This is a genomic window from Streptomyces chumphonensis (assembly GCF_014779715.1).
In the GTDB taxonomy this organism is placed as follows: domain Bacteria; phylum Actinomycetota; class Actinomycetes; order Streptomycetales; family Streptomycetaceae; genus Streptomyces; species Streptomyces chumphonensis.
In genome coordinates this window covers 216211-241045 of record NZ_JACXYU010000005.1, presented here as the reverse complement: position 1 = coordinate 241045, position 24835 = coordinate 216211, and the positions used below count along the sequence as shown (strand labels likewise).

The following is a 24835-nucleotide window of genomic DNA, read 5'->3' as shown; positions in this document are numbered from 1 at the left end:
TATGCAGTGATCAATGAGGCTGGATGTTTAGAATCAGGAGAGGATTTCATGGAGCTCATAAATCTTTCGGATGAAGAACAAGGTGTAGTGGTCCGAATTCTACGTGGTGGCAAATTTGGGGAACAGCCCGAGTATGATTTCCTTGAGGCGGAGATTATTGTTTCCAGTCACTTCGCGCAGGGGCGCTTGGATCTGTCCATCTCAGGTTACGACCTGGAGGTTTGGCGGGCGCTGCTAGTGTCGCTTTCGTCCGGGCGAAGCGTTACTTGGTTGGAGAGCGGGCGATCGCCACGGCTTATAGTCAATCCAGAGGGTGACAGTGGGTGTGCGGAAATCTCAGTCTACGATGCCCCTGTGTCTCAGATTGAAGTAACTGTGCCTGTTTCGATTGATGCGAACTGGATTTCTCGCCATCGGTCCAAACTGGATGCAATTGAAAGAGAATTCCCTCTCATTTGAAGTCGTGCCCGTGAGTCTTAATCGAAACGGTTGGCGATTCTTGACTCAGGTGGGCAAGTGGTCTCAGTGGAAACGGGCTCGGAGGTAGAAGTGGGTCAGAATTTGGAGGTGTTTCCGACCCTCATGTTCAAGATGTCCTCTTCGTGAGTAGCGCGATAGGTGACTTGGCAGACTGGCGCTTCTCTGCCGTGCATGGCGTAGCTCAGAGCACGGCAGGCTGTGTGGTCGGCCTGGGGCTTGGCTGGACGTGGGTGGGGGTATGGGGTGTGCGGGTGGTTTCGGCTGAGGGGGTCGGTGTGGCGGAGCAGGGTGGTCGGGACCGTGTGGTCGTGAGTTTCCCCGGGGTCGGTGCCCGGGAGGCCGGTGTGTTGGCGGCGGATCTGGCGGAGTTCCTGCACGCCGAGGTGCCGCAGGCCGCTGCCCGCCAGCAGCGGGCCGACGCCAAGCGGCAGGACGCGGGGGCGCTCGTCGCCCTCGCCGGTGCGTTGAGTCTCGGGGTCGGGCCGATCCTCGCCCGGGGGGTCGCGCGGTGGATGGCGAAGCGCAGCGTCGCTCAGTTGCACCTCGTGCGACGGCGGGCGGGGTCCGGGGAGGTGACCACGGAGCTGACGTTGGAGGGGCGGCCCTCGGCGCGCACGATGAAGGTCATCGAGTGGTTCCTTGAGGACACCGCGCAGGACGAGGATGCCGGGGCCGTCGGGGAGGCGGGGGAGTAGGGGTGCTCGACCCCGGCCGCACGCTGGCGATCGTCTGCGGTGCCGACTCCTGGCCGAGCATGGAGCAGTTCGAGGACGCCGCCGCGTTCCGCACCACGGCCGACGCCGTGCGGGCCTACCTGACCGGCGAGCACCTTCGGCTCCCGACCGAACACCTGCTGTGGCTGTTCGGGGAGGCGGGCGCGCAGCATCACCTCGACGTGATCCAGGACTTCCTGGTCAAGGCGTTCGGCGGGCAGAGCCCCAGGGGCGCCGGGTGGACCGTGCTGTTCCTCTACACCGGTCACGGGTTCTTCCCGCCGTCGTCGCAGGAGTACTGCCTCGCGCTGCACGACACCCGTCCGCCGCTGACGGAGGAGACCAGCCTGCGCGCGAGCTCGCTGGGCCGCCTGTTGCGGGCGGTGGCGCCCGACAGCGACCGTGTCCTGATCCTCGACTCCTGCTTCGCGGCGGCCGCGGTGCCGCACATGCAGGGGCCGCTCGACGAGGTCGTGGGGCGGCGGGTGCGGACGGTCGTCGAGGAGGAGCCCCGCTCCGGGCCAGGCAGCGTCGCCGTGCTGTGCGCCGCCGACCGGGACACCTGGGCGGAGATGGACGGGACGCTGTCCTGGACGACGTTCGGGCGCAGCCTCGTCGACGTCCTGACCGCCGGGGAGGCGGACGTGGCCGGGGCGCTGTCGCTGGTCGACGTGTGCCGGGTCGTGGGGGTGCTCCAGCGCGAGAAGGGGGCGCCCGTGCCGGAGGTGCACGCCCCCACGCAGAAGGCCGGTGATCTGGCCCGTGTGCCTCTGTTCCCCAACCCGGCGGGGGCGGCCTCCGGGGTCGCCGGGCCGGGGAGGCGTCAGCCGGCTCCAAACATCGGGCCCACCCGTACGGACCGGGCCGTCGCCGAGCGGATCTTCGACGTGCTGGCGGTCCAGCCGGACCGTCTGGTGCGGAAGGGGGTCGCGCTCTCCGGGCGGCTGGTGGAGAAGGCCGCGCGGCAGGGTCGGGTCCGGGCGGGCGAGGCCGTGGGGGCGGTCGCCGTCCCGCCGGGGCGGCTTCCGGGCAGCTACGGGTACCGGATGCTGGTCTTCACCGACCGGGCCCTGTACGCCGTCACGAAGTACGGACGGCTACGCTGCCCGTACGGCGAGCTGGGGCGGCTGCGGGTGACGCTCACCTCCGAGGAGCAGCACGCGGGCCACGGTCGCTTCGTGACCGGCTGGCTGGTGAACCTCCGGCTCGGTGCGGACGACCTGGTCGAGTACGGCTTCTGGGGCCGGGCCTACGCGCAGCGGATCCACGCGCTGCTGTCCGCCGTCCAGGGCGCCGCCGAGGGCTGAGTGGGCCCGGCGCACAGCGCCCGGGGCGGGCCCGGCCCGATTGGCGACGGCTCTGTCCCGTATGGCACACTGTTCCGGTTGCTCGGTTGAGTGCCGATGCTGTGCGCCTCCCGCCGGGAGGACCGGAAGCGAGTCCCAGGTATTCGTCGCCCCTCGTCAGGGGCGGAAGTACGGGAATCTTCCGGGAAGCGCAGGAGGGGCTTTTAACCAGGCACCCGGTGGGTTTCTTCCCCCCGGTTCCTCCCCTCGCAGGGCTGCTCCTGCGGAGAAGTACGAGAGGGGATGCGACACGCCCGACCGCGTGGGTCGGACGTGAGGGTGGAGCCACCGGGTCCAGAGCGTTTACGAGAGACAGGACTACGAAGTAGCCATGGCGGGACAGAAGATCCGCATCCGGCTCAAGGCCTACGACCACGAGGTCATCGACAACTCGGCGAAGAAGATCGTCGAGACGGTGACCCGCACTGGTGCGTCGGTCGCGGGCCCGGTGCCGCTGCCCACTGAGAAGAACGTGTACTGCGTCATCAAGTCGCCGCACAAGTACAAGGACTCGCGCGAGCACTTCGAGATGCGTACCCACAAGCGTCTGATCGACATCCTCGACCCGACGCCCAAGACCGTTGACTCGCTGATGCGCCTGGACCTCCCGGCCGGCGTTGACATCGAGATCAAGCTCTGAGGGGTGCGCTGAAGATGGCTAAGCAGATCAAGGGCCTCCTGGGCGAGAAGCTCGGCATGACCCAGGTCTGGGACGAGAACAACCGTGTCGTCCCGGTGACCGTGGTCAAGGCCGGCCCCTGCGTCGTGACCCAGGTGCGCTCCGCAGACCGTGACGGCTACGGCGCCGTCCAGATCGCCTTCGGCGAGATCGACCCGCGCAAGGTGAACAAGCCCCTCAAGGGTCACTTCGCCAAGGCCGACGTGACGCCCCGGCGCCACCTGGTCGAGCTCCGCACCGAGGACGCGTCCGAGTACACCCTGGGCCAGGAGATCACCGCCGAGGTGTTCGAGTCCGGCATCAAGGTGGACGTGACCGGCAAGTCCAAGGGCAAGGGCACCGCCGGTGTCATGAAGCGCCACGGCTTCCACGGCGGCAAGGCTTCGCACGGTGCGCACCGCGTGCACCGCAAGCCGGGCTCCATCGGTGGCTGCGCCACCCCCGGCCGCGTCTTCAAGGGAATGAAGATGGCGGGCCGCATGGGCAACGAGCGGGTCACCACCCAGAACCTGACCGTCCACGCCGTTGACGCGGAGAAGGGACTGCTGCTCATCAAGGGCGCCGTCCCCGGTCCGAACGGCGGCCTCGTCCTGGTCCGTACTGCGGCCAAGGGGGCCTGAGGTAATGAGCACCATTGACATCCTTTCGCCGGCAGGCGACAAGGCCGGGACCGTCGAGCTCCCCGCGGAGATCTTCGACGCGAAGGTCAGCATCCCGCTGATCCACCAGGTCGTCGTCGCCCAGCTGGCCGCTGCCCGCCAGGGCACGCACAAGACCAAGACCCGTGGCGAGGTCCGCGGCGGTGGCAAGAAGCCGTACCGCCAGAAGGGCACCGGCCGCGCGCGTCAGGGTTCGACCCGCGCCCCGCAGTTCGCCGGTGGTGGCGTCGTGCACGGTCCCGTGCCGCGTGACTACTCGCAGCGGACCCCGAAGAAGATGAAGGCCGCCGCCCTGCGTGGCGCCCTCTCCGACCGGGCCCGCCACAACCGCGTCCACGTCGTCTCCGGCGTGGTCGAGGGCGAGGTCTCCACCAAGGCCGCCAAGACCCTCTTCGGCAAGATCAGCGAGCGCAAGAGCGTGCTGCTGGTCGCCGAGCGGGCCGACGAGGCCGCGTGGCTGTCCGCCCGCAACCTGCCCCAGGTGCACATCCTGGAGCCGGGCCAGCTGAACACGTACGACGTGCTCGTCTCCGACGACGTGGTCTTCACCAAGGCTGCCTACGACTCCTTCGTCGCCGGGCCCGCCAAGGCCGGCAAGGCCGTCGCGAGTGAGGTTGAGCTCGAAGGGAGCGACGCCTGATGAGCGAGGCAACCGCCACCGCGGCCACCGCGATCACGAGCAGCACGTTCACGGACCCCCGTGACATCCTGCTGAAGCCCGTGGTCTCGGAGAAGAGCTACGCGCTGCTCGACGAGAACAAGTACACGTTCATCGTCGACCCGCGGGCCAACAAGACCCAGATCAAGCAGGCCGTCGAGGCGGTCTTCTCGGTCAAGGTCACCGGTGTGAACACGATCAACCGGCAGGGCAAGCGCAAGCGCACCCGCACCGGTTACGGCAAGCGCGCCGACACCAAGCGCGCCATCGTGACCCTCGCCGAGGGCGACCGTATCGACATCTTCGGCGGGCCGGTCTCCTAACGGAGACGTGGACTGTCCAATAGCTGTCCGATTTTGGACGAGGACTGAGAAATGGGTATCCGCAAGTACAAGCCGACGACTCCTGGCCGTCGTGGCGCCAGCGTCGCCGACTTCGTCGAGATCACGCGGTCCACGCCGGAGAAGTCGCTGGTCCGCCCGCTGCACAGCAAGGGCGGCCGTAACAACGCCGGTCGTGTGACCGTTCGCCACCAGGGCGGTGGCCACAAGCGCGCCTACCGCGTGATCGACTTCCGTCGTCACGACAAGGACGGCGTGCCGGCCAAGGTCGCGCACATCGAGTACGACCCGAACCGCACCGCGCGCATCGCGCTGCTGCACTACGCCGACGGCGAGAAGCGCTACATCCTCGCGCCGCGCGGCATCCAGCAGGGCGACCGCGTGGAGAACGGTCCCGGGGCCGACATCAAGCCGGGCAACAACCTGCCGCTGCGCAACATCCCGGTCGGTACGACCATCCACGCCATCGAGCTGCGGCCCGGCGGCGGCGCGAAGTTCGCCCGTTCCGCGGGTGCCGCCGTGCAGCTGCTCGCGCGTGAGGGCTCCATGGCCCACCTGCGCATGCCGTCCGGCGAGATCCGGCTGGTCGACGTCCGCTGCCGCGCCACCGTCGGCGAGGTCGGCAACGCCGAGCAGTCGAACATCAACTGGGGCAAGGCGGGCCGCAAGCGCTGGCTGGGCGTTCGCCCGACCGTCCGCGGCGTCGTGATGAACCCGATCGACCACCCGCACGGTGGTGGTGAGGGCCGGACCTCGGGTGGACGCCACCCGGTGTCGCCCTGGGGTCAGAAGGAAGGACGTACTCGCTCGCCGAAGAAGGCCAGCAACAAGTACATCGTCCGCCGCCGCAAGACGAACAAGAAGCGCTAGGAGCGGGTTTAGATGCCGCGCAGTCTCAAGAAGGGGCCCTTCGTCGACGACCACCTGATCAAGAAGGTGGACACGCAGAACGAAGCCGGCACCAAGAACGTCATCAAGACCTGGTCCCGCCGCTCCATGATCGTCCCGGCCATGCTGGGCCACACGATCGCGGTGCACGACGGCCGCAAGCACGTCCCGGTGTTCGTCACCGAGTCGATGGTCGGCCACAAGCTCGGCGAGTTCGCGCCGACCCGCACCTTCCGCGGCCACGTGAAGGACGATCGCAAGTCGCGTCGTCGCTGATCGGCTGGGTGCAACGACTATGACTGACACCGAAGGGACAACCATGGAAGCCAGGGCCCAGGCGCGCTATGTGCGCGTCACGCCCATGAAGGCCCGCCGGGTGGTGGACCTCGTCCGTGGCATGAACGCCACGGAGGCCCAGGCGGTCCTGCGTTTCGCCCCGCAGGCCGCGAGTGTGCCGGTGGGCAAGGTGCTCGACAGCGCCATTGCCAACGCCGCGCACAACTACGACCACACCGACGTGAGCACCCTGTTCGTGAAGGAGGCTTACGTCGACGAGGGCCCGACCCTGAAGCGTTTCCGTCCGCGCGCCCAGGGCCGCGCGTACCGGATTCGCAAGCGGACCAGCCACATCACGGTGGTCGTCGGCAGCAAGGAAGGAACCCGGTAATGGGCCAGAAGGTTAACCCGCACGGGTTCCGGCTCGGCATCACCACGGACTTCAAGTCCCGGTGGTACGCCGACAAGCTGTACAAGGACTACATCAAGGAAGACGTCGAGATCCGCCGCCTGCTCACGCAGGGCATGGAGCGGGCCGGCATCTCCAAGGTGGAGATCGAGCGCACCCGCGACCGGGTGCGCGTGGACGTGCACACCGCCCGTCCGGGCATCGTCATCGGCCGCCGCGGCGCCGAGGCGGAGCGGATCCGCGGCCGGCTCGAGAAGCTGACCGGCAAGCAGATCCAGTTCAACATCCTTGAGGTGAAGAACCCGGAGCTGGACGCTCAGCTGGTGGCCCAGGCCGTCGCCGAGCAGCTGTCCTCCCGCGTCTCCTTCCGTCGCGCCATGCGCAAGAGCATGCAGTCGACGATGAAGGCCGGCGCCAAGGGCATCAAGATCCAGTGCGGCGGTCGTCTCGGCGGCGCCGAGATGTCCCGCTCGGAGTTCTACCGCGAGGGCCGGGTGCCCCTGCACACGCTCCGCGCGAATGTCGACTACGGCTTCTTCGAGGCCAAGACCACCTTCGGCCGCATCGGCGTCAAGGTGTGGATCTACAAGGGCGACGTGAAGAACATCGCCGAGGTCCGTGCCGAGAACGCCGCCGCGCGCGCCGGTAACCGTCCCTCCCGCGGCGGCAGTGACCGTCCGCGTCGGGGTGGCGGTGGCGGCGAGCGTCGTGGCCGCAAGCCGCAGCAGCAGCAGGCTGCCGCCGAGGCCCCCAAGGCCGAGGCGCCCGCCGCCGCCGCTCCGGCTGAGAGCACCGGACAGGAGGCCTGACCGCCATGCTGATCCCGCGCAGGGTCAAGCACCGCAAGCAGCACCACCCCAAGCGCTCGGGTATGGCCAAGGGTGGCACCGAGGTCGCCTTCGGCGAGTTCGGCATCCAGGCGGTCACCGCCGCGTACGTGACGAACCGGCAGATCGAGGCAGCTCGTATCGCCATGACGCGTCACATCAAGCGTGGCGGCAAGGTCTGGATCAACATCTACCCGGACCGTCCGCTCACCAAGAAGCCCGCCGAGACCCGCATGGGTTCCGGTAAGGGTTCGCCGGAGTGGTGGATCGCGAACGTCAAGCCCGGTCGGGTGATGTTCGAGCTGTCCTACCCGAACGAGAAGATTGCTCGTGAGGCGCTCACTCGCGCTGCTCACAAGCTTCCGATGAAGTGCCGGATCGTGCGGCGCGAGGCAGGTGACGCGTGATGTCGGCCGGTACCAAGGCCAGCGAGCTGCGTGAGCTGAACAACGAGGAACTCGTTGGGAAGCTGCGCGAGGCCAAGGAGGAGCTGTTCAAGCTCCGCTTCCAGGCGGCGACCGGTCAGCTGGAGAACAACAGCCGGCTGAAGGCCGTCCGCAAGGACATCGCCCGGATCTACACCCTGATGCGCGAGCGCGAGCTCGGCATCGAGACGGTGGAGAGCGCCTGATGAGCGAGACGAATGTGACTGAGAAGAACGAGCAGCGCGGCTTCCGCAAGACCCGTGAGGGTCTGGTCGTCAGCGACAAGATGGACAAGACCGTCGTCGTCGCCGTCGAGGACCGCGTCAAGCACGCGCTGTACGGCAAGGTCATCCGCCGTACGAACAAGCTCAAGGCGCACGACGAGCAGAACGCCGCGGGTGTCGGCGACCGCGTCCTCCTCATGGAGACCCGGCCGCTGTCCGCGACGAAGCGCTGGCGCGTCGTCGAGATCCTCGAGAAGGCCAAGTAACCCGTAAGGCATTCGCCTTCCGGAAAGTTCCGCCAGGCTCGGTGGGGAGTTCGCGTGAACTCCCCACCGGGAACCGGCAGACGATCAGGAGATAGACGTGATCCAGCAGGAGTCGCGACTGCGTGTCGCCGACAACACTGGTGCGAAGGAGATCCTTTGCATCCGTGTGCTCGGTGGCTCGGGTCGCCGCTACGCGGGTATCGGGGACGTCATCGTCGCCACCGTCAAGGACGCGATCCCCGGTGGCAACGTGAAGAAGGGTGACGTCGTCAAGGCCGTCATCGTGCGCACCGTCAAGGAGCGCCGTCGTCCCGACGGCTCGTACATCCGCTTCGACGAGAACGCCGCTGTCATCCTCAAGGGTGACGGTGACCCCCGCGGCACCCGAATCTTCGGCCCGGTGGGCCGTGAACTGCGCGAGAAGAAGTTCATGAAGATCATCTCGCTCGCGCCGGAGGTGCTGTGAGCATGAAGATCAAGAAGGGCGACCTGGTTCAGGTCATCACCGGCAAGGACAAGGGCAAGCAGGGCAAGGTCATCCAGGCCTACCCCCGCGAGGACCGCGTCCTGGTCGAGGGTGTCAACCGGGTCAAGAAGCACACGAAGGCCGGCCAGACCGCTCGCGGTTCGAAGACCGGCGGCATCGTGACGACCGAGGCCCCCGTCCACGTGAGCAACGTTCAGCTCGTCGTGGAGAAGGACGGCGAGAAGGTCGTGACGCGCGTCGGATACCGCTTCGACGAGGACGGCAACAAGATCCGCGTTGCCAAGCGGACCGGTGAGGACATCTGATGACTGCCACCACCAACGCACCGCGCCTCAAGCAGCGCTACCGCGAGGAGATCGCGGGCAAGCTGCGTGACGAGTTCCAGTACGAGAACGTCATGCAGATCCCCGGCCTCACCAAGATCGTGGTCAACATGGGTGTGGGCGACGCCGCCCGCGACTCCAAGCTGATCGAGGGCGCCATCCGCGACCTCGCCACGATCACCGGCCAGAAGCCGGCCGTGACCAAGGCCCGTAAGTCCATCGCGCAGTTCAAGCTGCGCGAGGGCCAGCCGATCGGTGCCCACGTGACCATGCGTGGCGACCGGATGTGGGAGTTCCTGGACCGCCTGCTGTCGCTCGCGCTGCCGCGCATCCGCGACTTCCGCGGCCTGTCCCCGAAGCAGTTCGACGGACGCGGGAACTACACCTTCGGTCTCACGGAGCAGGTCATGTTCCACGAGATCGACCAGGACAAGATCGACCGGGTCCGGGGCATGGACATCACCGTGGTCACCACGGCGACCAACGACGAAGAGGGCCGCGCCCTGCTGCGTCACCTCGGCTTCCCGTTCAAGGAGAACTGACATGGCGAAGAAGGCTCTGATCGCCAAGGCCGCCCGCAAGCCGAAGTTCGGTGTGCGTTCGTACACCCGCTGCCAGCGCTGCGGCCGTCCGCACTCCGTCTACCGCAAGTTCGGCCTGTGCCGTGTGTGCCTTCGCGAGATGGCGCACCGCGGCGAGCTGCCGGGCGTGACCAAGAGCTCCTGGTAGTCCCGCACCCGCGGACCACCAGGACTCTCGGTAAGCAACTGGACGGCGGAGGCCCGCCCCCCATGCCGTAGGCTTGTGGGGTTGGGCGTCCGCCGCCCAGGACCGCCCGCGGGCGAAGCCCGCTAAAGACGCTTACTACGCCGTAGGTCCCCGCACCGCACCCGTCCCGCCACCGAGCGGGGAGAGGGATGGAGCAGACAGGAAACCCCGGCGAGAGAGGCCGAAGGCCATCACATGACCATGACCGATCCGATCGCAGACATGCTCACACGTCTGCGGAACGCGAACTCGGCGTACCACGACACCGTCGAGATGCCGCACAGCAAGATCAAGTCGCACATCGCGGAGATCCTCCAGCAGGAGGGCTACATCACCGGCTGGAAGGTCGAGGACGCCCCCGTGGGCAAGAGCCTCGTCCTGGAGCTGAAGTTCGGCCCCAACCGCGAGCGCTCGATCGCCGGCATCAAGCGGATCTCGAAGCCGGGCCTTCGGGTCTACGCAAAGTCCACCAACCTGCCGAAGGTGCTCGGCGGCCTGGGCGTGGCGATCATCTCCACGTCGCACGGGCTCCTCACCGACAAGCAGGCCGGCAAGAAGGGCGTGGGCGGAGAAGTCCTCGCCTACGTCTGGTAACGGAAGGGAACGGAGGAAAAGCCATGTCGCGAATCGGCAAGCTCCCCATCACGGTTCCCGCCGGTGTGGACGTCACCATCGATGGCCGCGCGGTCAGCGTGAAGGGTCCCAAGGGCTCCCTCGCGCACACCGTCGCCGCCCCCATCGAGGTCGCCAAGGGTGAGGACGGCGCCGTAGTCGTCACCCGCCCGAACGACGAGAGCCGGAACAAGGCCCTGCACGGCCTGTCCCGCACGCTGGTGGCGAACATGATCACTGGCGTGACCGAGGGCTACGTCAAGAAGCTCGAAATCAGCGGTGTCGGTTACCGCGTCCAGGCGAAGGGCTCCAACCTGGAGTTCTCCCTCGGCTTCAGCCACCCGGTGCTGGTCGAGGCGCCCGAGGGCATCACCTTCAAGGTCGAGACCCCGACCCGCTTCTCGGTCGAGGGCATCGACAAGCAGAAGGTGGGCGAGGTCGCGGCCAACATCCGCAAGCTGCGCAAGCCCGACCCGTACAAGGCCAAGGGCGTCAAGTACGAGGGCGAAGTCATCCGCCGCAAGGTCGGAAAGGCTGGTAAGTAAGCCATGGCATTCGGCGTGAAGATCGCCAAGGGCGACGCCTACAAGCGCGCCGCCATCAAGCGGCGTCACATCCGCGTCCGGAAGAAGGTCTCCGGCACCGCCGAGCGTCCGCGTCTCGTGGTGACGCGGTCCAACCGCCACATGGTGGCGCAGGTCATCGACGACATCCAGGGCCACACGCTGGCCTCGGCGTCCTCGATGGACAGCTCCGTCCGTGGCGCCGAGGGTGACAAGAGCGCCCAGGCCAAGCAGGTCGGCGCACTGGTCGCCGAGCGTGCGAAGGCCGCCGGCGTGGAGGCCGTCGTGTTCGACCGCGGCGGCAACAAGTACGCCGGGCGCATCGCCGCCCTGGCCGACGCCGCCCGCGAGGCCGGGCTCAAGTTCTGAGCCGGTCCCTACGCACAGCGGATCAACGAGAGAGGTAATTCCAATGGCTGGACCCCAGCGCCGCGGTGGCGGCGCCGGTGGCGGCGAGCGGCGGGACCGTAAGGACCGGCGGGACGGCGGCGCTGCTGCCGACAAGACCGCGTACGTCGAGCGCGTCGTCGCGATCAACCGCGTCGCCAAGGTTGTGAAGGGTGGTCGTCGCTTCAGCTTCACCGCGCTGGTCGTGGTGGGCGACGGTGACGGCACCGTGGGCGTCGGATACGGCAAGGCCAAGGAGGTGCCGGCCGCCATCGCCAAGGGCGTTGAGGAGGCCAAGAAGCACTTCTTCAAGGTCCCCCGCATCCAGGGCACCATTCCGCACCCCATCCAGGGTGAGGAGGCGGCCGGTGTCGTGCTGCTCAAGCCGGCTTCCCCCGGTACCGGTGTGATCGCCGGTGGCCCGGTGCGTGCCGTGCTGGAGTGCGCGGGCATCCACGACGTGCTGAGCAAGTCCCTCGGCTCGTCCAACCCGATCAACATCGTGCACGCCACGGTGGCCGCTCTGCGGGGCCTGCAGCGCCCCGAGGAGATCGCCGCCCGTCGTGGCCTGCCGCTCGAGGACGTCGCGCCCGCCGCCCTGCTGCGGGCCCGTGCCGGGGTGAGCGCGTAATGGCTCAGCTGAAGATCGTTCAGACCCGTTCCGTGATCGGTACGAAGCAGAACCACCGTGAGACGCTGCGGACCCTCGGTCTCAAGCGTGTCAACGACGTGGTCGTCAAGGCTGACCGTCCCGAGGTGCGCGGCATGGTGCACACCGTGCGTCACCTGGTGACGGTCGAGGAGGTCGACTGAGATGGCTGCTCAGGAAGAGAAGCCGCTGAAGGTCCACAACCTCCGTCCCGCCCCGGGCGCCAAGACCACCAAGACCCGCGTCGGTCGTGGTGAGGCGTCGAAGGGCAAGACGGCGGGTCGTGGCACCAAGGGCACCAAGGCCCGCTACCAGGTCCCGGAGCGCTTCGAGGGCGGGCAGATGCCGCTGCACATGCGGCTGCCCAAGCTCAAGGGCTTCAAGAACCCGTTCCGCACCGAGTACCAGGTCGTCAACCTGGACAAGCTCGCCGCCCTCTACCCCGAGGGTGGCGACGTCACCGTGGCCGACCTGGTCGCCAAGGGTGCCGTGCGCAGGAACCACCTCGTCAAGGTGCTCGGCAGCGGCGAGGTCTCCGTGGCGCTGACGGTGACCGTGGACAAGGTCTCCGGCTCCGCCAAGGAGAAGATCACCGCCGCCGGCGGCTCCGTCACCGAGCTCGTCTGAGCACGATGACAGCAACACCAACCGGGGATGCCCAAGGAACGGGCATCCCCGGTTGGTCGTTTGGTCGTTCCTAGGGCGGCCTTCTCGCCGGTAAGGTGAGCGGCACTGTCCGCCTGCGCGCAGCCACCCGTTGGGCGTCGGCACAGTGACTGACCAGTTCTTGACCGTCGTATCCGTCATTACCCAGACCGTCACCTCTCGCGCACATCGTGCGAGAGCCGCAGGAGGTACCGTGCTCAGCGCGTTCACCCGGGCTTTCAAGACGCCCGACCTGCGCAAGAAGCTGCTGTTCACGCTGGGCATCGTGGTGCTCTACCGGCTCGGGGCCCAGATCCCCGTCCCGGGAATCAGCTATCAGAACGTCCAGTTCTGCCTGGACAACCAGCAGAGCGGCGACGCCGGCCTGCTCGGCCTGGTGAACATGTTCAGCGGTGGCGCACTGTTGCAGGTCACCATCTTCGCTCTCGGAATCATGCCGTACATCACGGCGAGCATCATCCTGCAGCTCCTCGTGGTGGTGATCCCGCGGCTGGAGGCCCTGAAGAAGGAGGGCCAGTCAGGCCAGGCGAAGATCACCCAGTACACCCGCTACCTCACCGTGGCGCTGGCGGTGCTGCAGGCCACCGGTCTCGTCGCGACCGCACGCAGCGGCTCCCTCTTCCAGGGCTGCCCCGTGGGCGACGAGATCGTCCCCGACGACTCGGTGTACACGACCATCACCATGGTCGTCACCATGACCGCCGGCACCGCCCTGATCATGTGGCTCGGTGAGCTCGTCACCGACCGCGGCATCGGCAACGGCATGTCCATCCTGATGTTCATCTCCATCGCCGCCGGCTTCCCCGGCGCGCTGTGGGCCATCAAGCAGCAGGGCGACCTCGCGGACGGCTGGATCGAGTTCGGCACCGTCGTGGTCGTCGGACTCGCGATGGTCGGGCTCGTGGTCTTCGTCGAGCAGGCCCAGCGCCGCATCCCCGTGCAGTACGCGAAGCGCATGATCGGCCGCCGTTCCTACGGCGGAACGTCCACCTACATCCCGCTCAAGGTGAACCAGGCAGGTGTGATTCCTGTCATCTTCGCCTCGTCGCTGCTCTACATCCCGGCGCTGATCGTTCAGTTCAGCGGCTCGACGGCGGGCTGGGCGGACTGGGTTCGTGACAACTTCACGGACCAGGGTGCCCCGATTTACGTCGCTGTGTACTTCTTGCTCATCGTCTTCTTCGCCTTCTTCTACGTCGCCATCTCCTTCAACCCCGAAGAAGTTGCAGACAACATGAAGAAGTATGGTGGCTTCATCCCGGGTATCCGGGCCGGACGCCCCACGGCGGAGTACTTGAGCTACGTGCTGAACCGCATCACGTGGCCCGGGTCGATCTACCTCGGTCTGATCGCCCTGGTGCCCACGGTGGCGCTGGCAGGTTTCGGTGCGAACGAGAACTTCCCGTTCGGCGGTACCAGCATCCTGATCATCGTGGGTGTCGGCCTGGAGACGGTCAAGCAGATCGAGAGCCAGCTCCAGCAGCGCAACTACGAAGGGTTCCTCCGCTGATGCGTATCCTCCTCGTCGGGCCGCCTGGTGCGGGCAAGGGCACGCAGGCCGCGTTGCTCGCCAAGAATCTCGGCATTCCGCACATCTCCACCGGTGACCTCTTCCGTGCCAACATCAGCGAGGGCACGGAGCTGGGCCGCCGCGCGCAGGACTTCATGCGCAAGGGCGAGCTGGTGCCGGACGAGATCACCATCGGCATGGCCAAGGACCGCATGGAGCAGCCGGACGCCGCGAACGGCTTCCTGCTCGACGGCTTCCCGCGCAACCTCGCGCAGGCCGAGGCGCTCGACGGCATCCTCACCGACGTCGGCCTGGCGCTGGACTCCGTGCTGGACCTGGAGGTCCCCGAGGACGAGGTGGTCCGGCGCATCGCCGGCCGCCGCATGTGCCGCCAGGACAGCAGCCACATCTTCCACGTCGACTACACCCCGCCGAAGGCGGAGGGCGTGTGCGACGTGTGCGGTGGGGAGCTGTACCAGCGGGACGACGACCGTGAGGACACGGTGCGCAAGCGGCTGGAGGTCTACCACAGCGAGACCGAGCCGATCATCGACTACTACAAGGCGCAGGGCCTGGTGACGACGCTGTCGGCGCTGGGCGCCGTCGCCGACGTCACGCAGCGCGCGCTCGCCGCGCTGCCCGACACGGCGTAGTCGCGCCGCGTCACCGCGCCGTGCAGGCCGCCGCCCCCCTCGGGGCGGCGGCCTGCGGCGTTTCCGGGCCCTGGCGTCGGTCGGGCGGCTCGGAGCGGACCGCGCGCCCCCCGGCCCGGCGCCGCCCGGGTTGGCGGGGATTTCGCAGGCCGTATGGTGGAGGGGGCGTCGGCCGGTCGTGGGCCGCGCCCTCGTCGGACGTGGAAAGAGGGCCCAGCCGTCATGGTGGAGATCAAGACCCCGGAGCAGATCGCGAAGATGCGCGAGGCGGGGCTGGTCGTCGCCGCCATGCACCGGGCGTGCGCGGAGGCCGCGGTGCCCGGTGCCACCACGAAGGATCTGGACGAGGTGGCGGCGAAGGTGCTCGCCGAGCACGGGGCGAAGCCGAACTTCCTCGGTTACGGCGGCTTCCCCGGCAACATCTGCACCTCGGTGAACCAGGTCGTGGTGCACGGCATCCCGGACCGGGAGACGGTGCTCAGCTCGGGCGACATCATCTCGATCGACGCCGGAGCCATCGTGGACGGCTGGCACGGCGACGCGGCGATCACCGTCTTCGTCGGCGAGGGGCACGCGCCCGAGCTGCACGAGCTGAGCCGGGTGACGGAGGAGTCCCTGTGGGCGGGGATCGCCGCGTTCCGGCGGGGCTCGCGGCTGGTGGAGATCTCCCGGGCGGTCGAGGGCTACGTGAAGCGGCAGCCCCGCCCGGCGTCGGGGAAGTACGGGATCATCGAGGACTACGGCGGCCACGGCATCGGCAGCCAGATGCACATGGACCCGCACCTGCTGAACTACGTGGACCGGCGGCGGCTGGTCGGGCGGCACAATCCCAAGCTGGTGACCGGCATGTGCCTGGCGATCGAGCCGATGCTCTCGCTGGGCACGCCGCGCACCCACGTCCTGGAGGACGAGTGGACGGTGGAGACGGACGACGGTTCGTGGTCCAGCCACTGGGAGCACTCCGTCGCGCTGACGGAGAGGGGTCCGCTGGTGCTGACGGCCGTGGACGGCGGCAGGGCGAAGCTGGCCGAGTACGGCGTCACGGCCGCCCCCGACCCGCTGGGCTGACGGGCGTCGGCCTCCCGGACGCGCCCCTCGCCGTCGTCCGGGGTGGACGTGTGAGGGCGCGGCCGAGTGGGAAGGCTTACGCGATCGCCCCGATTTCGTTCTCCGGGCCACCCTGGCGTAGACTGGCTCGTCGGTCCCGGTGTACCCCTATGCCCGGACCGGTCCAGGTAGCCGATCCCGGAAGGTGAAAACCTCAAGTATGGCCAAAAAACAAGGGGCCATCGAAATCGAGGGCACCGTTGTCGAGTCTCTGCCGAACGCCATGTTCAAGGTGGAGCTCCAGAACGGTCACCAGGTCCTCGCGCACATCAGCGGCAAGATGCGGATGCACTACATCCGTATCCTTCCTGACGACCGGGTCGTGGTGGAGCTGTCTCCCTACGACCTGACGCGTGGACGGATCGTCTACCGCTACAAGTAGATCGAGCCCTCACCTCGCTCCCGTGAGGTGCTGGCCAGACCCGGAGAACCTCAATCCCATGAAGGTCAAGCCGAGCGTCAAGAAGATCTGCGACAAGTGCAAGGTGATCCGCCGTCACGGCCGGGTCATGGTCATCTGCGACAACCTGCGCCACAAGCAGCGCCAGGGCTGACGCAGCACGACCCGCACCTCGCAGTACTTCGCGCGACGCGAGCACACGTAGATACGCAGTCACCCGACCCCCCACGTCACGTGTGGGGACGACACCCCCGGTCCGGAGGCCGGGGACCCGGCTCGTAGGCCCCCTCGGGAGCCGTACGGGAACGGTGCTGCGGAAGACCTCCGTGAACATTCAGGAGCCACATCCATGGCACGCCTCGAAGGCGTTGACCTCCCGCGCGACAAGCGTGTGGAGGTCGCCCTCACCTATGTCTTCGGCATCGGCCGTACCCGGTCCCGCGAGACCCTCTCCGCCACCGGCGTGAACCCGGACACCCGCGTCCGGGACCTCACCGAGGAGGAGCTGGTCAAGCTCCGCGAGTACGTCGAGGCCAACATCCAGACCGAGGGTGACCTCCGTCGCGAGATCCAGGCCGACATCCGCCGCAAGGTCGAGATCGGCAACTACCAGGGTCTGCGGCACCGCCGCGGCCTGCCGGTCCGCGGTCAGCGCACCAAGACCAACGCCCGCACCCGCAAGGGCCCGCGTCGCGCCATCGCCGGCAAGAAGAAGCCGGGCAAGAAGTAGTCCGCACCGGACGCTACAAGCGGTCCGAGCTGCTGGACCGACCACCTCCACGGGAGTAGATCTTTATGCCTCCGAAGGGCCGTACTGCGGGCGCCAAGAAGGTGCGCCGCAAGGAGAAGAAGAACGTCGCCCACGGGCACGCTCACATCAAGAGCACGTTCAACAACACCATCGTTTCCATCACCGACCCCACCGGCAACGTGATCTCCTGGGCCTCGGCCGGGCACGTGGGCTTCAAGGGTTCGCGCAAGTCGACGCCGTTCGCCGCGCAGATGGCCGCCGAGTCGGCCGCCCGTCGCGCGCAGGAGCACGGCATGCGGAAGGTGGACGTCTTCGTGAAGGGTCCCGGCTCCGGCCGTGAGACCGCGATCCGTTCGCTCCAGGCCACCGGCCTGGAGGTCGGTTCGATCCAGGACGTCACCCCCACCCCGCACAACGGCTGCCGCCCGCCCAAGCGTCGCCGCGTCTGACCAGCTGAAGTAGGAGACAAGAGACTATGGCGCGTTACACCGGGGCCGACTGCAAGCGTTGCCGTCGGGAGAAGCAGAAGCTCTTCCTCAAGGGAGCGAAGTGCGAGAGCGCGAAGTGCCCGATCGAGATCCGTCCTTACCCCCCGGGTGAGCACGGACGCGGGCGCACCAAGGACAGCGAGTACCTGCTGCAGAAGCGTGAGAAGCAGAAGTGCGCGCGGATCTACGGTGTCCTCGAGAAGCAGTTCCGGGGCTACTACAACGAGGCCAACAGGAAGTCCGGCAAGACCGGTGAGAACCTGCTGCGCATCCTCGAGACCCGGCTGGACAACGTCGTGTACCGGGCCGGCTACGCCAAGTCCCGCGACCACGCCCGTCAGCTCGTCCGCCACGGCCACATCCTCGTGAACGGCCGCAAGACGGACATCCCCTCCGCCCGGGTCTCCCCGAGCGACATCATCGAGGTCCGCGAGTCCTCCCGGAACATGACGCCGTTCCAGGTGGCGCAGGCCGAGGCCGGGGACAAGACCGTCCCGGCGTGGCTGGAGGTCATCCCCTCCAAGCTGCGGATCCTCGTGCACAGCATGCCCGAGCGCCAGGTGATCGACACCCAGGTGCAGGAGCAGCTGATCGTCGAGCTGTACTCGAAGTAGTCGGGTCCGGCTCACACGGGGCGGGCGGTCCGCGGGTGCTTCACCCCGGGCCGCCCGTACCCTTGCGGTAGAGCCCGGTCGGCCGGTGGGCCGTCCGGGGAGTCCGGCATCAAATAGCGGTTGCCGAAGACTGGAGGCACATCCCCATGCTGATCGCTCAGCGCCCTTCCCTGACCGAAGAGGTCGTCGACGAGTTCCGTTCCCGGTTCGTGATCGAGCCGCTGGAGCCGGGCTTCGGCTACACCCTCGGTAACTCCCTGCGTCGTACGCTCCTCTCCTCGATCCCCGGTGCGGCCGTCACCAGCATCCGGATCGACGGCGTCCTGCACGAGTTCACCACCGTGCCGGGCGTCAAGGAGGACGTCACCGACCTGATCCTCAACATCAAGCAGCTCGTCGTCTCCTCCGAGCACGACGAGCCGGTCGTGATGTACCTGCGCAAGCAGGGCCCGGGTCTGGTCACCGCCGCCGACATCGCGCCCCCGGCCGGTGTCGAGGTGCACAACCCCGACCTCGTCCTCGCCACGCTCAACGGCAAGGGCAAGCTGGAGATGGAGCTGACGGTCGAGCGCGGCCGCGGCTACGTCTCCGCCGTGCAGAACAAGCAGGCGGGCCAGGAGATCGGCCGTATCCCGGTCGACTCCATCTACAGCCCGGTGCTCAAGGTCACCTACAAGGTCGAGGCGACCCGTGTCGAGCAGCGCACCGACTTCGACAAGCTGATCGTCGACGTCGAGACGAAGGAGTCGATGCGTCCGCGTGACGCCGTCGCCTCCGCCGGCAAGACGCTGGTCGAGCTGTTCGGCCTGGCCCGCGAGCTCAACGTCGACGCCGAGGGCATCGACATGGGCCCGTCGCCGACCGACGCCGCCCTGGCGGCCGACCTGGCGCTGCCCATCGAGGAGCTGGAGCTGACGGTCCGCTCCTACAACTGCCTCAAGCGCGAGGGCATCCACTCGGTGGGCGAGCTCGTGGCCCGCTCCGAGGCGGACCTGCTGGACATCCGCAACTTCGGTGCGAAGTCCATCGACGAGGTCAAGGCCAAGCTGCACGGCATGGGCCTGGCGCTCAAGGACAGCCCGCCCGGGTTCGACCCGACCGCCGCGGCCGACGCCTACGGCGCGGACGACGACGCCGACCAGGGCTTCGTCGAGACCGAGCAGTACTGATTCGTCCGGGGCCCGCCCAGCCGGGCGGGCCCCGGGTTCCGCGCGGGAACGAGCCCGTGCGGACCCTGACACCGGTACCTGACACGGCCGGTGCAGACACCAAGGAGAAACACGATGCCGAAGCCCACCAAGGGTGCCCGTCTGGGCGGCAGCGCCGCGCACCAGAAGGCCATGCTGGGGAACCTCGCCACCAGCCTCTTCGAGCACGGCCGCATCACCACCACCGAGGCGAAGGCCCGCCGCCTGCGCCCGGTCGCGGAGCGTCTGATCACCAAGGCGAAGAAGGGCGACCTGCACAACCGTCGCCAGGTCATGCGCACGATCCTGGACAAGTCCGTCGTGCACACGCTCTTCACCGAGATCGGCCCGCGCTACGAGAACCGCCCGGGTGGCTACACCCGGATCACCAAGATCGGCAACCGTCGCGGCGACAACGCGCCCATGGCGGTCATCGAGCTGGTGGAGGCCCTGACCGTGCAGCAGACCGCTGTCGGTGAGGCCGAGGCCGCCACGAAGCGTTCCGCGAAGGACGCCGAGGGCGAGAAGGCCGCGGACCTCAAGAAGGCCGACGACGCCGAGGCCCCGGCCGAGGAGTCGGCCGAGGCCGCCGAGGAGTCCAAGGACGCCTGAGCACCACCGCCCGGTGTGCTCGACGGGCCCGCTCCCTCACCGGGGGCGGGCCCGTCCGCTTACCCGGGCGGGGCTGCCGAGGGCCGGGGAGAGAGGAACGACGCGGGTGAGCGAGTGGGTGGAGCCCGGATGCGTCCGGGTACGGCTGGACCTGGGCTACGACGGCCGGGACTTCTCCGGCTGGGCGGTGCAGCGGGGCCGCCGCACGGTGCAGGGCGAGATCCAGGAGGCGCTGCGCGTCGTGACGCGCTCCGCCGAGCCGTTCGAGCTGACGGTCGCCGGGCGGACGGACGCGGGCGTGCACGCGCGCGGTCAGGTCGCCCACGTGGACCTGCCCGCCGAGCTGTGGGAGGCGCACCGCGAGCAGCTGCTGCGCCGCCTCGCGGGCCGGCTGCCGCACGACGTCCGGGTGTGGCGGCTGACACCCGCCCCGGAGCACTTCAACGCCCGCTTCTCGGCGATCTGGCGGCGCTACGCCTACCGGGTCACCGACGACCCCGGCGGCGTCGACCCGCTGCTGCGCGGCCACGTGCTGTGGCACAACTGGCCGCTCGACCTCGACGCCATGAACGCGGCGGCCGCGCACCTGCTGGGGGAGCACGACTTCGCGGCGTACTGCAAGAAGCGGGACGGCGCGACGACGATCCGCCGGCTGCTGGACCTGCGCTGGGAGCGGCGCCCGGACGGCGTGCTGGAGGCGACCGTCAGGGCGGACGCGTTCTGCCACAACATGGTGCGCTCGCTGGTGGGCGCCATGCTGTTCGTCGGGGACGGCCACCGGCCCCCCGCGTGGCCGGGCGAGGTCCTGGCGGCGGGCGTCCGCGACTCGGCGGTGCACGTCGTGCGGCCGCACGGGCTGACGCTGGAGGAGGTCGGCTACCCGGCGGACGACGCGCTCGCCGCGCGCAACGCCGAGGCCCGCAACCTCCGCTCGCTGCCGCCCTGCCGCTGACGGCCTCCCCGGGGACGTGCGCCGCGCTGCCGGACGGTCAGTCGGCGGGCGGGGCCGTCGCGGCGGCGGCGGCCTGCTCCTCGCCCCGGAGGTGGATGCGGTCCTGCGTGTGGGCGGCCAGGTCGCGGCCCGCGTTCAGCGCCTTCTCCTCCTCCGGCGTGACGTTCGTGCCGTCGAGGTAGCCGGAGAGCGTGAAGTAGGTGTAGCGCCCGTAGGCGTTCGCGCTGGAGCGGCAGGCCGAGTACCGGCAGAAGTCCTCGGGCACCGGGCCCGCGGCGAGCGGCGCGACGTAGGGCCGGGCGTCCTCCTTGGCCTGCACCGCGGCCTTCTCCGAGGGCAGGACGGCGATGCCGACGGTGATGGCGACGCCGTCGCGGGTGAACGTCGCCCGGTGCAGCTCGGCGCAGCCGCCGTCGGTCAGGACCTTCGCCAGCTCCTCGCGGGCGGCCGAGGAGCAGTCGTCGGTGGACTGCGCCGCGACGCGGGCGAACGTGCGGCCCTCCACCTCGATCGTCTCGGCGGGGAAGAAGCCCTCCGCGGTGCGCGGGGCGGTGTCCTTGTCCGGGTCGGAGATGAACTCGTAGGGGTTCGGCGGCGGGGGCGCCTCGGTGAAGTCCGGCTCCGGCTGGGAGGGGCCGGAGGGCAGGTCGGCGGGGGTCGGCAACGCGGTCGTCGGGTCGTCGGAGGTGCCGTCTCCGCCGCCCCGGACGACGGCCACGGCCACGATCGCGGCGACGGCCACCGTCGCCGCCGCGCCGCCGCCGATCAGCGCCCAGCGCCGGCGGCGCGCGCGGGACGCGGCGGCGGTGTCGGCGAGCGCGTTCCAGTCGGGTGTCCGCTGGTCCCCGGGCCCCCAGCCGGGCCCCCCTTGACCAAAGCTCATGGCCCGCATCCTAGACCGGCCGCCCGCGCGGGTCCGCCGTCGGGAGGGGCGGGGAAAAGGGTTGGCCTTTCCCCGCCGGCGGCGGCCACAATCCGGCCTCATGGGACACCTCGAAGCCGCGCACGTCGAGTACTACCTGCCGGACGGGCGGCTGCTGCTGGCCGACGCCTCGTTCCGGGTCGGCGAGGGGGCGGCCGTCGCGCTGGTCGGCGCCAACGGGGCGGGGAAGACGACGCTGCTGCGCATCCTCGCCGGTGAGGTCGAGGCGCACGGCGGCACGGTGGCGGTCACCGGCGGGCTGGGCGTGATGCCGCAGTTCGTCGGCTCGGTGCGGGACGAGCGCACGGTGCGGGACCTGCTGGTCTCCGTCGCCCCGCCCCGCGTGCGGGAGGCCGCGCAGGCCGTGGACGCGGCGGAGCTCGCGGTCATGGAGCGGGACGACGAGCCCGCGCAGCTCGCGTACGCGCAGGCCCTCAGCGACTGGGCGGAGGTCCGGGGCTACGAGGCCGAGACCCAGTGGGACATCTGCACGACGGCCGCCCTCGGCGTCCCCTACGAGAAGGCCCGGTGGCGCGAGGTGCGCACGCTCTCCGGCGGCGAGCAGAAGCGCCTCGTCCTGGAGTCGCTGCTGCGCGGCCCCGACGCGGTGCTGCTGCTGGACGAGCCGGACAACTACCTCGACGTCCCCGGCAAGCGCTGGCTGGAGGAGCAGCTGCGGGAGACCCGCAAGACCGTGCTGTTCATCTCCCACGACCGTGAGCTCCTGGCCCGCTCGGCCGAGAAGATCATCAGTGTCGAGCCCGGCCCGGCCGGTTCGGACGTCTGGGTGCACGGCGGTGGCTTCGACACCTACCACCAGGCCCGGCGCGAGCGCTTCGCCCGCTTCGAGGAGCTGCGGCGGCGCTGGGACGAGAAGCACGCGCAGCTCAGGCAGCTGGTGAACACGCTCAAGAACAAGGCCGCGTTCAACAGCGACCTCGCCTCCCGCTACCAGGCGGCGCGGACGCGGCTGCGGAAGTTCGAGGAGGCGGGCCCGCCGCAGGAGCCGCCGCGCGAGCAGCGGATCACCATGCGGCTGCGCGGCGGACGCACGGGGGTGCGGGCCGTCACCTGCGAGCGGCTGGGGCTGACCGGCCTGATGCACCCCTTCGACCTGGAGGTGTTCTACGGCGAACGGGTCGCCGTCCTCGGCTCGAACGGGTCGGGGAAGTCGCACTTCCTGCGGCTGCTGGCGGACGACCCCGAGCACCCCGTCGCCCACACCGGGAGCTGGCGGCTGGGCGCGCGCGTCGTGCCGGGGCACTTCGCGCAGACGCATGCCCACCCCGAGCTCGCCGGACGGCCGCTGCGGGACATCCTGTGGACGGAACACGCGCTGGACCGGGGCGCGGCGATGTCGGCGCTGCGCCGCTACGAACTGGACCGCGCCTCCGAGCAGCCCTTCGACCGGCTGTCCGGCGGGCAGCAGGCCCGGTTCCAGATCCTGCTGCTGGAGCTGGGCGGGGCGACGGCGCTGCTCCTGGACGAGCCGACGGACAACCTGGACCTGGAGAGCGCCGAGGCCCTCCAGGCCGGGCTGGAGGCGTACCAGGGCACGGTGCTGGCGGTCACCCACGACCGCTGGTTCGCCCGCTCCTTCGACCGCTACCTCGTCTTCGGGGCGGACGGCCGGGTCCGGGAGTCCGCGGAGCCCGTCTGGGACGAACGCCGCGTCGCCCGCCCCCGCTGAGCCCGTCCGGCTGCCGCTCGCGGACGGGCGGATCGTGGAGCTCGACACCGCGGAGTTCCCCGCGCAGCGCTGAGGGACGGCCCGGTTTTGACCCGATCGGGGGGCGGCCGGTATTCTGCGAGATCGTTGTGTACCGGTCTGCCTCATTCTCACGTGAGGGGGGCCCTACACCGGCCCACCGGTAGATGACCAGCATCTGCACACGGCCCGCGTCACCGTCGTGCGGTCCAGGCTGTCGTGATCCATCTGGTGGCCCTGTCAGGACTCACTCAGAAGAAGCGAAGGCATACGACCGTGCGTACGTACAGCCCCAAGCCCGGCGACATCAAGCGCCAGTGGCACGTCATCGACGCGCAGGACGTCGTCCTGGGCCGTCTGGCCTCGCAGGCCGCGACCCTCCTCCGCGGCAAGCACAAGCCCGTGTACGCGCCGCACGTTGACGCTGGTGACTTCGTCATCATCATCAACGCGGAGAAGGTGCACCTCTCCGGCAACAAGCGGACCCAGAAGCTGGCCTACCGCCACTCCGGGTACCCGGGCGGTCTCCGCTCCGTCCGCTACGAGGACCTGCTGGAGAACAACCCGGAGAAGGCCGTCGAGAAGGCCGTCAAGGGCATGCTCCCCAAGAACACGCTGGGCCGCCAGATGCTCTCGAAGCTGAAGGTCTACCGCGGCGCCGAGCACCCGCACGGCGCGCAGCAGCCCGTACCGTTCGAGATCACCCAGATCAGCCAGTAATCCGGCCACTACCGGAACACAGAGAACCGAGGAGCATCGTGGCCGAGACCACCGCTGAGACCCCCGTCGTCGACACCGAGGACATCGAGCACTACAGCACCGAGACGCCCGAGGGCGTCGAGGGCGAGTACTCGACCGAGTCGCTCGCCTCCCGCTTCGGCGACCCGCTGCCGGGTGCCGGCACCGGGCGCCGCAAGAACGCCATCGCCCGCGTGCGCATCGTGCCGGGCAGCGGCAAGTGGAAGATCAACGGTCGCACCCTGGAGACCTACTTCCCCAACAAGGTGCACCAGCAGGAAGTCAACGAGCCCTTCAAGGTGCTCGAGCTGGACGACCGCTACGACGTCGTCGCCCGCATCAGCGGCGGCGGCATCTCCGGTCAGGCCGGTGCGCTGCGCCTGGGCGTGGCCCGTGCCCTGAACGAGGCGGACGTGGAGAACAACCGCGGCCCGCTCAAGAAGGCCGGCTTCCTCACCCGTGACGCCCGCGCCGTCGAGCGCAAGAAGGCCGGTCTCAAGAAGGCCCGTAAGGGTACGCAGTACAGCAAGCGCTGACGCCTCGCGCG

The 24835-nt window shown here is 68.8% G+C and carries 39 protein-coding genes; 38 read left to right on the top strand and 1 reads right to left on the bottom strand.

The window, feature by feature from the left end; genetic code table 11:
• Positions 1-48 precede the first annotated feature (48 nt).
• The 35 genes from IF129_RS12975 (at position 49) to truA (ending at position 20920) form a co-directional block, all read left to right on the top strand.
• Complete coding sequence (locus IF129_RS12975) at positions 49-459, top strand: DUF5959 family protein (protein ID WP_191209747.1); 411 nt, start codon at positions 49-51, stop codon at positions 457-459.
• Between the two features lie 329 nt (positions 460-788).
• Entirely contained in the window at positions 789-1175 is a 387-nt protein-coding gene (locus IF129_RS12970; RefSeq protein WP_191209746.1) for a hypothetical protein, read from the top strand.
• Positions 1176-1177: 2 nt separating this feature from the next.
• Positions 1178-2500, top strand: a complete 1323-nt coding sequence (locus IF129_RS12965; protein ID WP_191209745.1) for a hypothetical protein — start codon at positions 1178-1180, stop codon at positions 2498-2500.
• 370 nt (positions 2501-2870) lie between these two features.
• The gene (gene rpsJ / locus IF129_RS12960; protein ID WP_016473429.1) at positions 2871-3179 is read left to right on the top strand and encodes a 30S ribosomal protein S10; all 309 of its coding nucleotides are present in this window, start codon (positions 2871-2873) and stop codon (positions 3177-3179) included.
• Positions 3180-3193: 14 nt separating this feature from the next.
• The gene (gene rplC, locus IF129_RS12955) at positions 3194-3838 is read left to right on the top strand and encodes a 50S ribosomal protein L3 (protein ID WP_191209744.1); all 645 of its coding nucleotides are present in this window, start codon (positions 3194-3196) and stop codon (positions 3836-3838) included.
• Positions 3839-3842: 4 nt separating this feature from the next.
• The gene (rplD, locus tag IF129_RS12950) at positions 3843-4517 is read left to right on the top strand and encodes a 50S ribosomal protein L4 (protein ID WP_191209743.1); all 675 of its coding nucleotides are present in this window, start codon (positions 3843-3845) and stop codon (positions 4515-4517) included.
• A complete protein-coding gene (gene rplW / locus IF129_RS12945; protein WP_191209742.1) occupies positions 4517-4858 on the top strand; it encodes a 50S ribosomal protein L23 in 342 nt (113 codons plus the stop codon). Before rplD ends, rplW begins: the two co-directional genes overlap by 1 nt.
• Positions 4859-4909: 51 nt before the next feature.
• The gene (rplB, locus tag IF129_RS12940; protein ID WP_191209741.1) at positions 4910-5746 is read left to right on the top strand and encodes a 50S ribosomal protein L2; all 837 of its coding nucleotides are present in this window, start codon (positions 4910-4912) and stop codon (positions 5744-5746) included.
• 12 nt (positions 5747-5758) lie between these two features.
• Positions 5759-6040, top strand: coding sequence for a 30S ribosomal protein S19 (gene rpsS / locus IF129_RS12935; RefSeq protein WP_059012867.1), 282 nt, complete (start codon positions 5759-5761; stop codon positions 6038-6040).
• Positions 6041-6083: 43 nt separating this feature from the next.
• The gene (rplV, locus tag IF129_RS12930; protein WP_191209867.1) at positions 6084-6431 is read left to right on the top strand and encodes a 50S ribosomal protein L22; all 348 of its coding nucleotides are present in this window, start codon (positions 6084-6086) and stop codon (positions 6429-6431) included.
• A complete protein-coding gene (gene rpsC, locus IF129_RS12925; protein WP_191209740.1) occupies positions 6431-7258 on the top strand; it encodes a 30S ribosomal protein S3 in 828 nt (275 codons plus the stop codon). The genes rplV and rpsC overlap by 1 nt, the downstream gene beginning before the upstream one ends.
• 5 nt (positions 7259-7263) lie before the next feature.
• Positions 7264-7683, top strand: coding sequence for a 50S ribosomal protein L16 (gene rplP / locus IF129_RS12920; protein WP_191209739.1), 420 nt, complete (start codon positions 7264-7266; stop codon positions 7681-7683).
• Positions 7683-7907, top strand: a complete 225-nt coding sequence (gene rpmC, locus IF129_RS12915) for a 50S ribosomal protein L29 (RefSeq protein ID WP_191209738.1) — start codon at positions 7683-7685, stop codon at positions 7905-7907. The genes rplP and rpmC overlap by 1 nt, the downstream gene beginning before the upstream one ends.
• Complete coding sequence (rpsQ, locus tag IF129_RS12910) at positions 7907-8191, top strand: 30S ribosomal protein S17 (protein WP_191209737.1); 285 nt, start codon at positions 7907-7909, stop codon at positions 8189-8191. The genes rpmC and rpsQ overlap by 1 nt, the downstream gene beginning before the upstream one ends.
• A 97-nt stretch (positions 8192-8288) precedes the next feature.
• A complete protein-coding gene (gene rplN / locus IF129_RS12905) occupies positions 8289-8657 on the top strand; it encodes a 50S ribosomal protein L14 (protein ID WP_030174545.1) in 369 nt (122 codons plus the stop codon).
• A 2-nt stretch (positions 8658-8659) separates the two neighbouring features.
• Complete coding sequence (rplX, locus tag IF129_RS12900; protein ID WP_191209736.1) at positions 8660-8983, top strand: 50S ribosomal protein L24; 324 nt, start codon at positions 8660-8662, stop codon at positions 8981-8983.
• Positions 8983-9543: a 50S ribosomal protein L5 gene (gene rplE / locus IF129_RS12895; protein ID WP_191209735.1), complete on the top strand. Its 561-nt coding sequence runs from the start codon at positions 8983-8985 to the stop codon at positions 9541-9543. The genes rplX and rplE overlap by 1 nt, the downstream gene beginning before the upstream one ends.
• A gap of 1 nt (position 9544) precedes the next feature.
• Positions 9545-9730, top strand: a complete 186-nt coding sequence (locus IF129_RS12890) for a type Z 30S ribosomal protein S14 (protein ID WP_059127180.1) — start codon at positions 9545-9547, stop codon at positions 9728-9730.
• A 234-nt stretch (positions 9731-9964) separates the two neighbouring features.
• The gene (gene rpsH, locus IF129_RS12885; protein ID WP_191209734.1) at positions 9965-10363 is read left to right on the top strand and encodes a 30S ribosomal protein S8; all 399 of its coding nucleotides are present in this window, start codon (positions 9965-9967) and stop codon (positions 10361-10363) included.
• Between the two features lie 23 nt (positions 10364-10386).
• Positions 10387-10926: a 50S ribosomal protein L6 gene (rplF, locus tag IF129_RS12880; RefSeq protein ID WP_191209733.1), complete on the top strand. Its 540-nt coding sequence runs from the start codon at positions 10387-10389 to the stop codon at positions 10924-10926.
• Positions 10927-10929: 3 nt separating this feature from the next.
• Entirely contained in the window at positions 10930-11313 is a 384-nt protein-coding gene (rplR, locus tag IF129_RS12875; protein WP_191209732.1) for a 50S ribosomal protein L18, read from the top strand.
• Positions 11314-11356: 43 nt separating this feature from the next.
• Complete coding sequence (gene rpsE, locus IF129_RS12870; protein WP_191209731.1) at positions 11357-11962, top strand: 30S ribosomal protein S5; 606 nt, start codon at positions 11357-11359, stop codon at positions 11960-11962.
• Positions 11962-12144 carry a 50S ribosomal protein L30 gene (gene rpmD / locus IF129_RS12865; protein ID WP_191209730.1) on the top strand — a complete coding sequence of 61 codons (183 nt, stop codon included), beginning with the start codon at positions 11962-11964 and terminating at the stop codon, positions 12142-12144. The genes rpsE and rpmD overlap by 1 nt, the downstream gene beginning before the upstream one ends.
• Before the next feature lies 1 nt (position 12145).
• Complete coding sequence (gene rplO / locus IF129_RS12860) at positions 12146-12607, top strand: 50S ribosomal protein L15 (protein ID WP_191209729.1); 462 nt, start codon at positions 12146-12148, stop codon at positions 12605-12607.
• A gap of 232 nt (positions 12608-12839) precedes the next feature.
• Positions 12840-14156, top strand: a complete 1317-nt coding sequence (gene secY / locus IF129_RS12855; RefSeq protein ID WP_191209728.1) for a preprotein translocase subunit SecY — start codon at positions 12840-12842, stop codon at positions 14154-14156.
• Entirely contained in the window at positions 14156-14809 is a 654-nt protein-coding gene (locus tag IF129_RS12850) for an adenylate kinase (RefSeq protein WP_191209727.1), read from the top strand. Before secY ends, IF129_RS12850 begins: the two co-directional genes overlap by 1 nt.
• A 222-nt stretch (positions 14810-15031) precedes the next feature.
• A complete protein-coding gene (gene map, locus IF129_RS12845; RefSeq protein ID WP_191209726.1) occupies positions 15032-15877 on the top strand; it encodes a type I methionyl aminopeptidase in 846 nt (281 codons plus the stop codon).
• Positions 15878-16076: 199 nt separating this feature from the next.
• A complete protein-coding gene (infA, locus tag IF129_RS12840; RefSeq protein ID WP_003948620.1) occupies positions 16077-16298 on the top strand; it encodes a translation initiation factor IF-1 in 222 nt (73 codons plus the stop codon).
• 58 nt (positions 16299-16356) lie between these two features.
• Positions 16357-16470 carry a 50S ribosomal protein L36 gene (rpmJ, locus tag IF129_RS12835; protein ID WP_003956441.1) on the top strand — a complete coding sequence of 38 codons (114 nt, stop codon included), beginning with the start codon at positions 16357-16359 and terminating at the stop codon, positions 16468-16470.
• A gap of 195 nt (positions 16471-16665) precedes the next feature.
• Positions 16666-17046 carry a 30S ribosomal protein S13 gene (gene rpsM / locus IF129_RS12830; RefSeq protein WP_191209725.1) on the top strand — a complete coding sequence of 127 codons (381 nt, stop codon included), beginning with the start codon at positions 16666-16668 and terminating at the stop codon, positions 17044-17046.
• A 65-nt stretch (positions 17047-17111) separates the two neighbouring features.
• Positions 17112-17516, top strand: coding sequence for a 30S ribosomal protein S11 (gene rpsK / locus IF129_RS12825; protein ID WP_004571845.1), 405 nt, complete (start codon positions 17112-17114; stop codon positions 17514-17516).
• 26 nt (positions 17517-17542) lie between these two features.
• Positions 17543-18169: a 30S ribosomal protein S4 gene (gene rpsD / locus IF129_RS12820; protein WP_191209724.1), complete on the top strand. Its 627-nt coding sequence runs from the start codon at positions 17543-17545 to the stop codon at positions 18167-18169.
• A gap of 146 nt (positions 18170-18315) precedes the next feature.
• Entirely contained in the window at positions 18316-19338 is a 1023-nt protein-coding gene (locus tag IF129_RS12815) for a DNA-directed RNA polymerase subunit alpha (protein WP_191209723.1), read from the top strand.
• Between the two features lie 114 nt (positions 19339-19452).
• Complete coding sequence (gene rplQ / locus IF129_RS12810) at positions 19453-19968, top strand: 50S ribosomal protein L17 (RefSeq protein WP_191209722.1); 516 nt, start codon at positions 19453-19455, stop codon at positions 19966-19968.
• Between the two features lie 106 nt (positions 19969-20074).
• Positions 20075-20920, top strand: a complete 846-nt coding sequence (gene truA / locus IF129_RS12805; protein WP_191209721.1) for a tRNA pseudouridine(38-40) synthase TruA — start codon at positions 20075-20077, stop codon at positions 20918-20920.
• Positions 20921-20957: 37 nt separating this feature from the next.
• Here the strand turns inward: truA and IF129_RS12800 are convergent, their stop codons facing one another.
• Complete coding sequence (locus tag IF129_RS12800; protein WP_191209720.1) at positions 20958-21803, bottom strand: hypothetical protein; 846 nt, start codon at positions 21801-21803, stop codon at positions 20958-20960.
• A gap of 100 nt (positions 21804-21903) precedes the next feature.
• Between IF129_RS12800 and IF129_RS12795 the strand changes: the two genes are divergently transcribed.
• The 3 genes from IF129_RS12795 to rpsI all read left to right on the top strand — a co-directional run bounded on the left by IF129_RS12795 (position 21904) and on the right by rpsI (position 24824).
• Positions 21904-23532 (top strand): ABC-F family ATP-binding cassette domain-containing protein, encoded by a 1629-nt coding sequence (locus tag IF129_RS12795; RefSeq protein ID WP_191209719.1) that lies wholly within the window; start codon positions 21904-21906, stop codon positions 23530-23532.
• 294 nt (positions 23533-23826) lie between these two features.
• The gene (gene rplM, locus IF129_RS12790) at positions 23827-24270 is read left to right on the top strand and encodes a 50S ribosomal protein L13 (protein WP_191209718.1); all 444 of its coding nucleotides are present in this window, start codon (positions 23827-23829) and stop codon (positions 24268-24270) included.
• Between the two features lie 38 nt (positions 24271-24308).
• Entirely contained in the window at positions 24309-24824 is a 516-nt protein-coding gene (rpsI, locus tag IF129_RS12785; RefSeq protein WP_191209717.1) for a 30S ribosomal protein S9, read from the top strand.
• Positions 24825-24835: the final 11 nt, after the last annotated feature.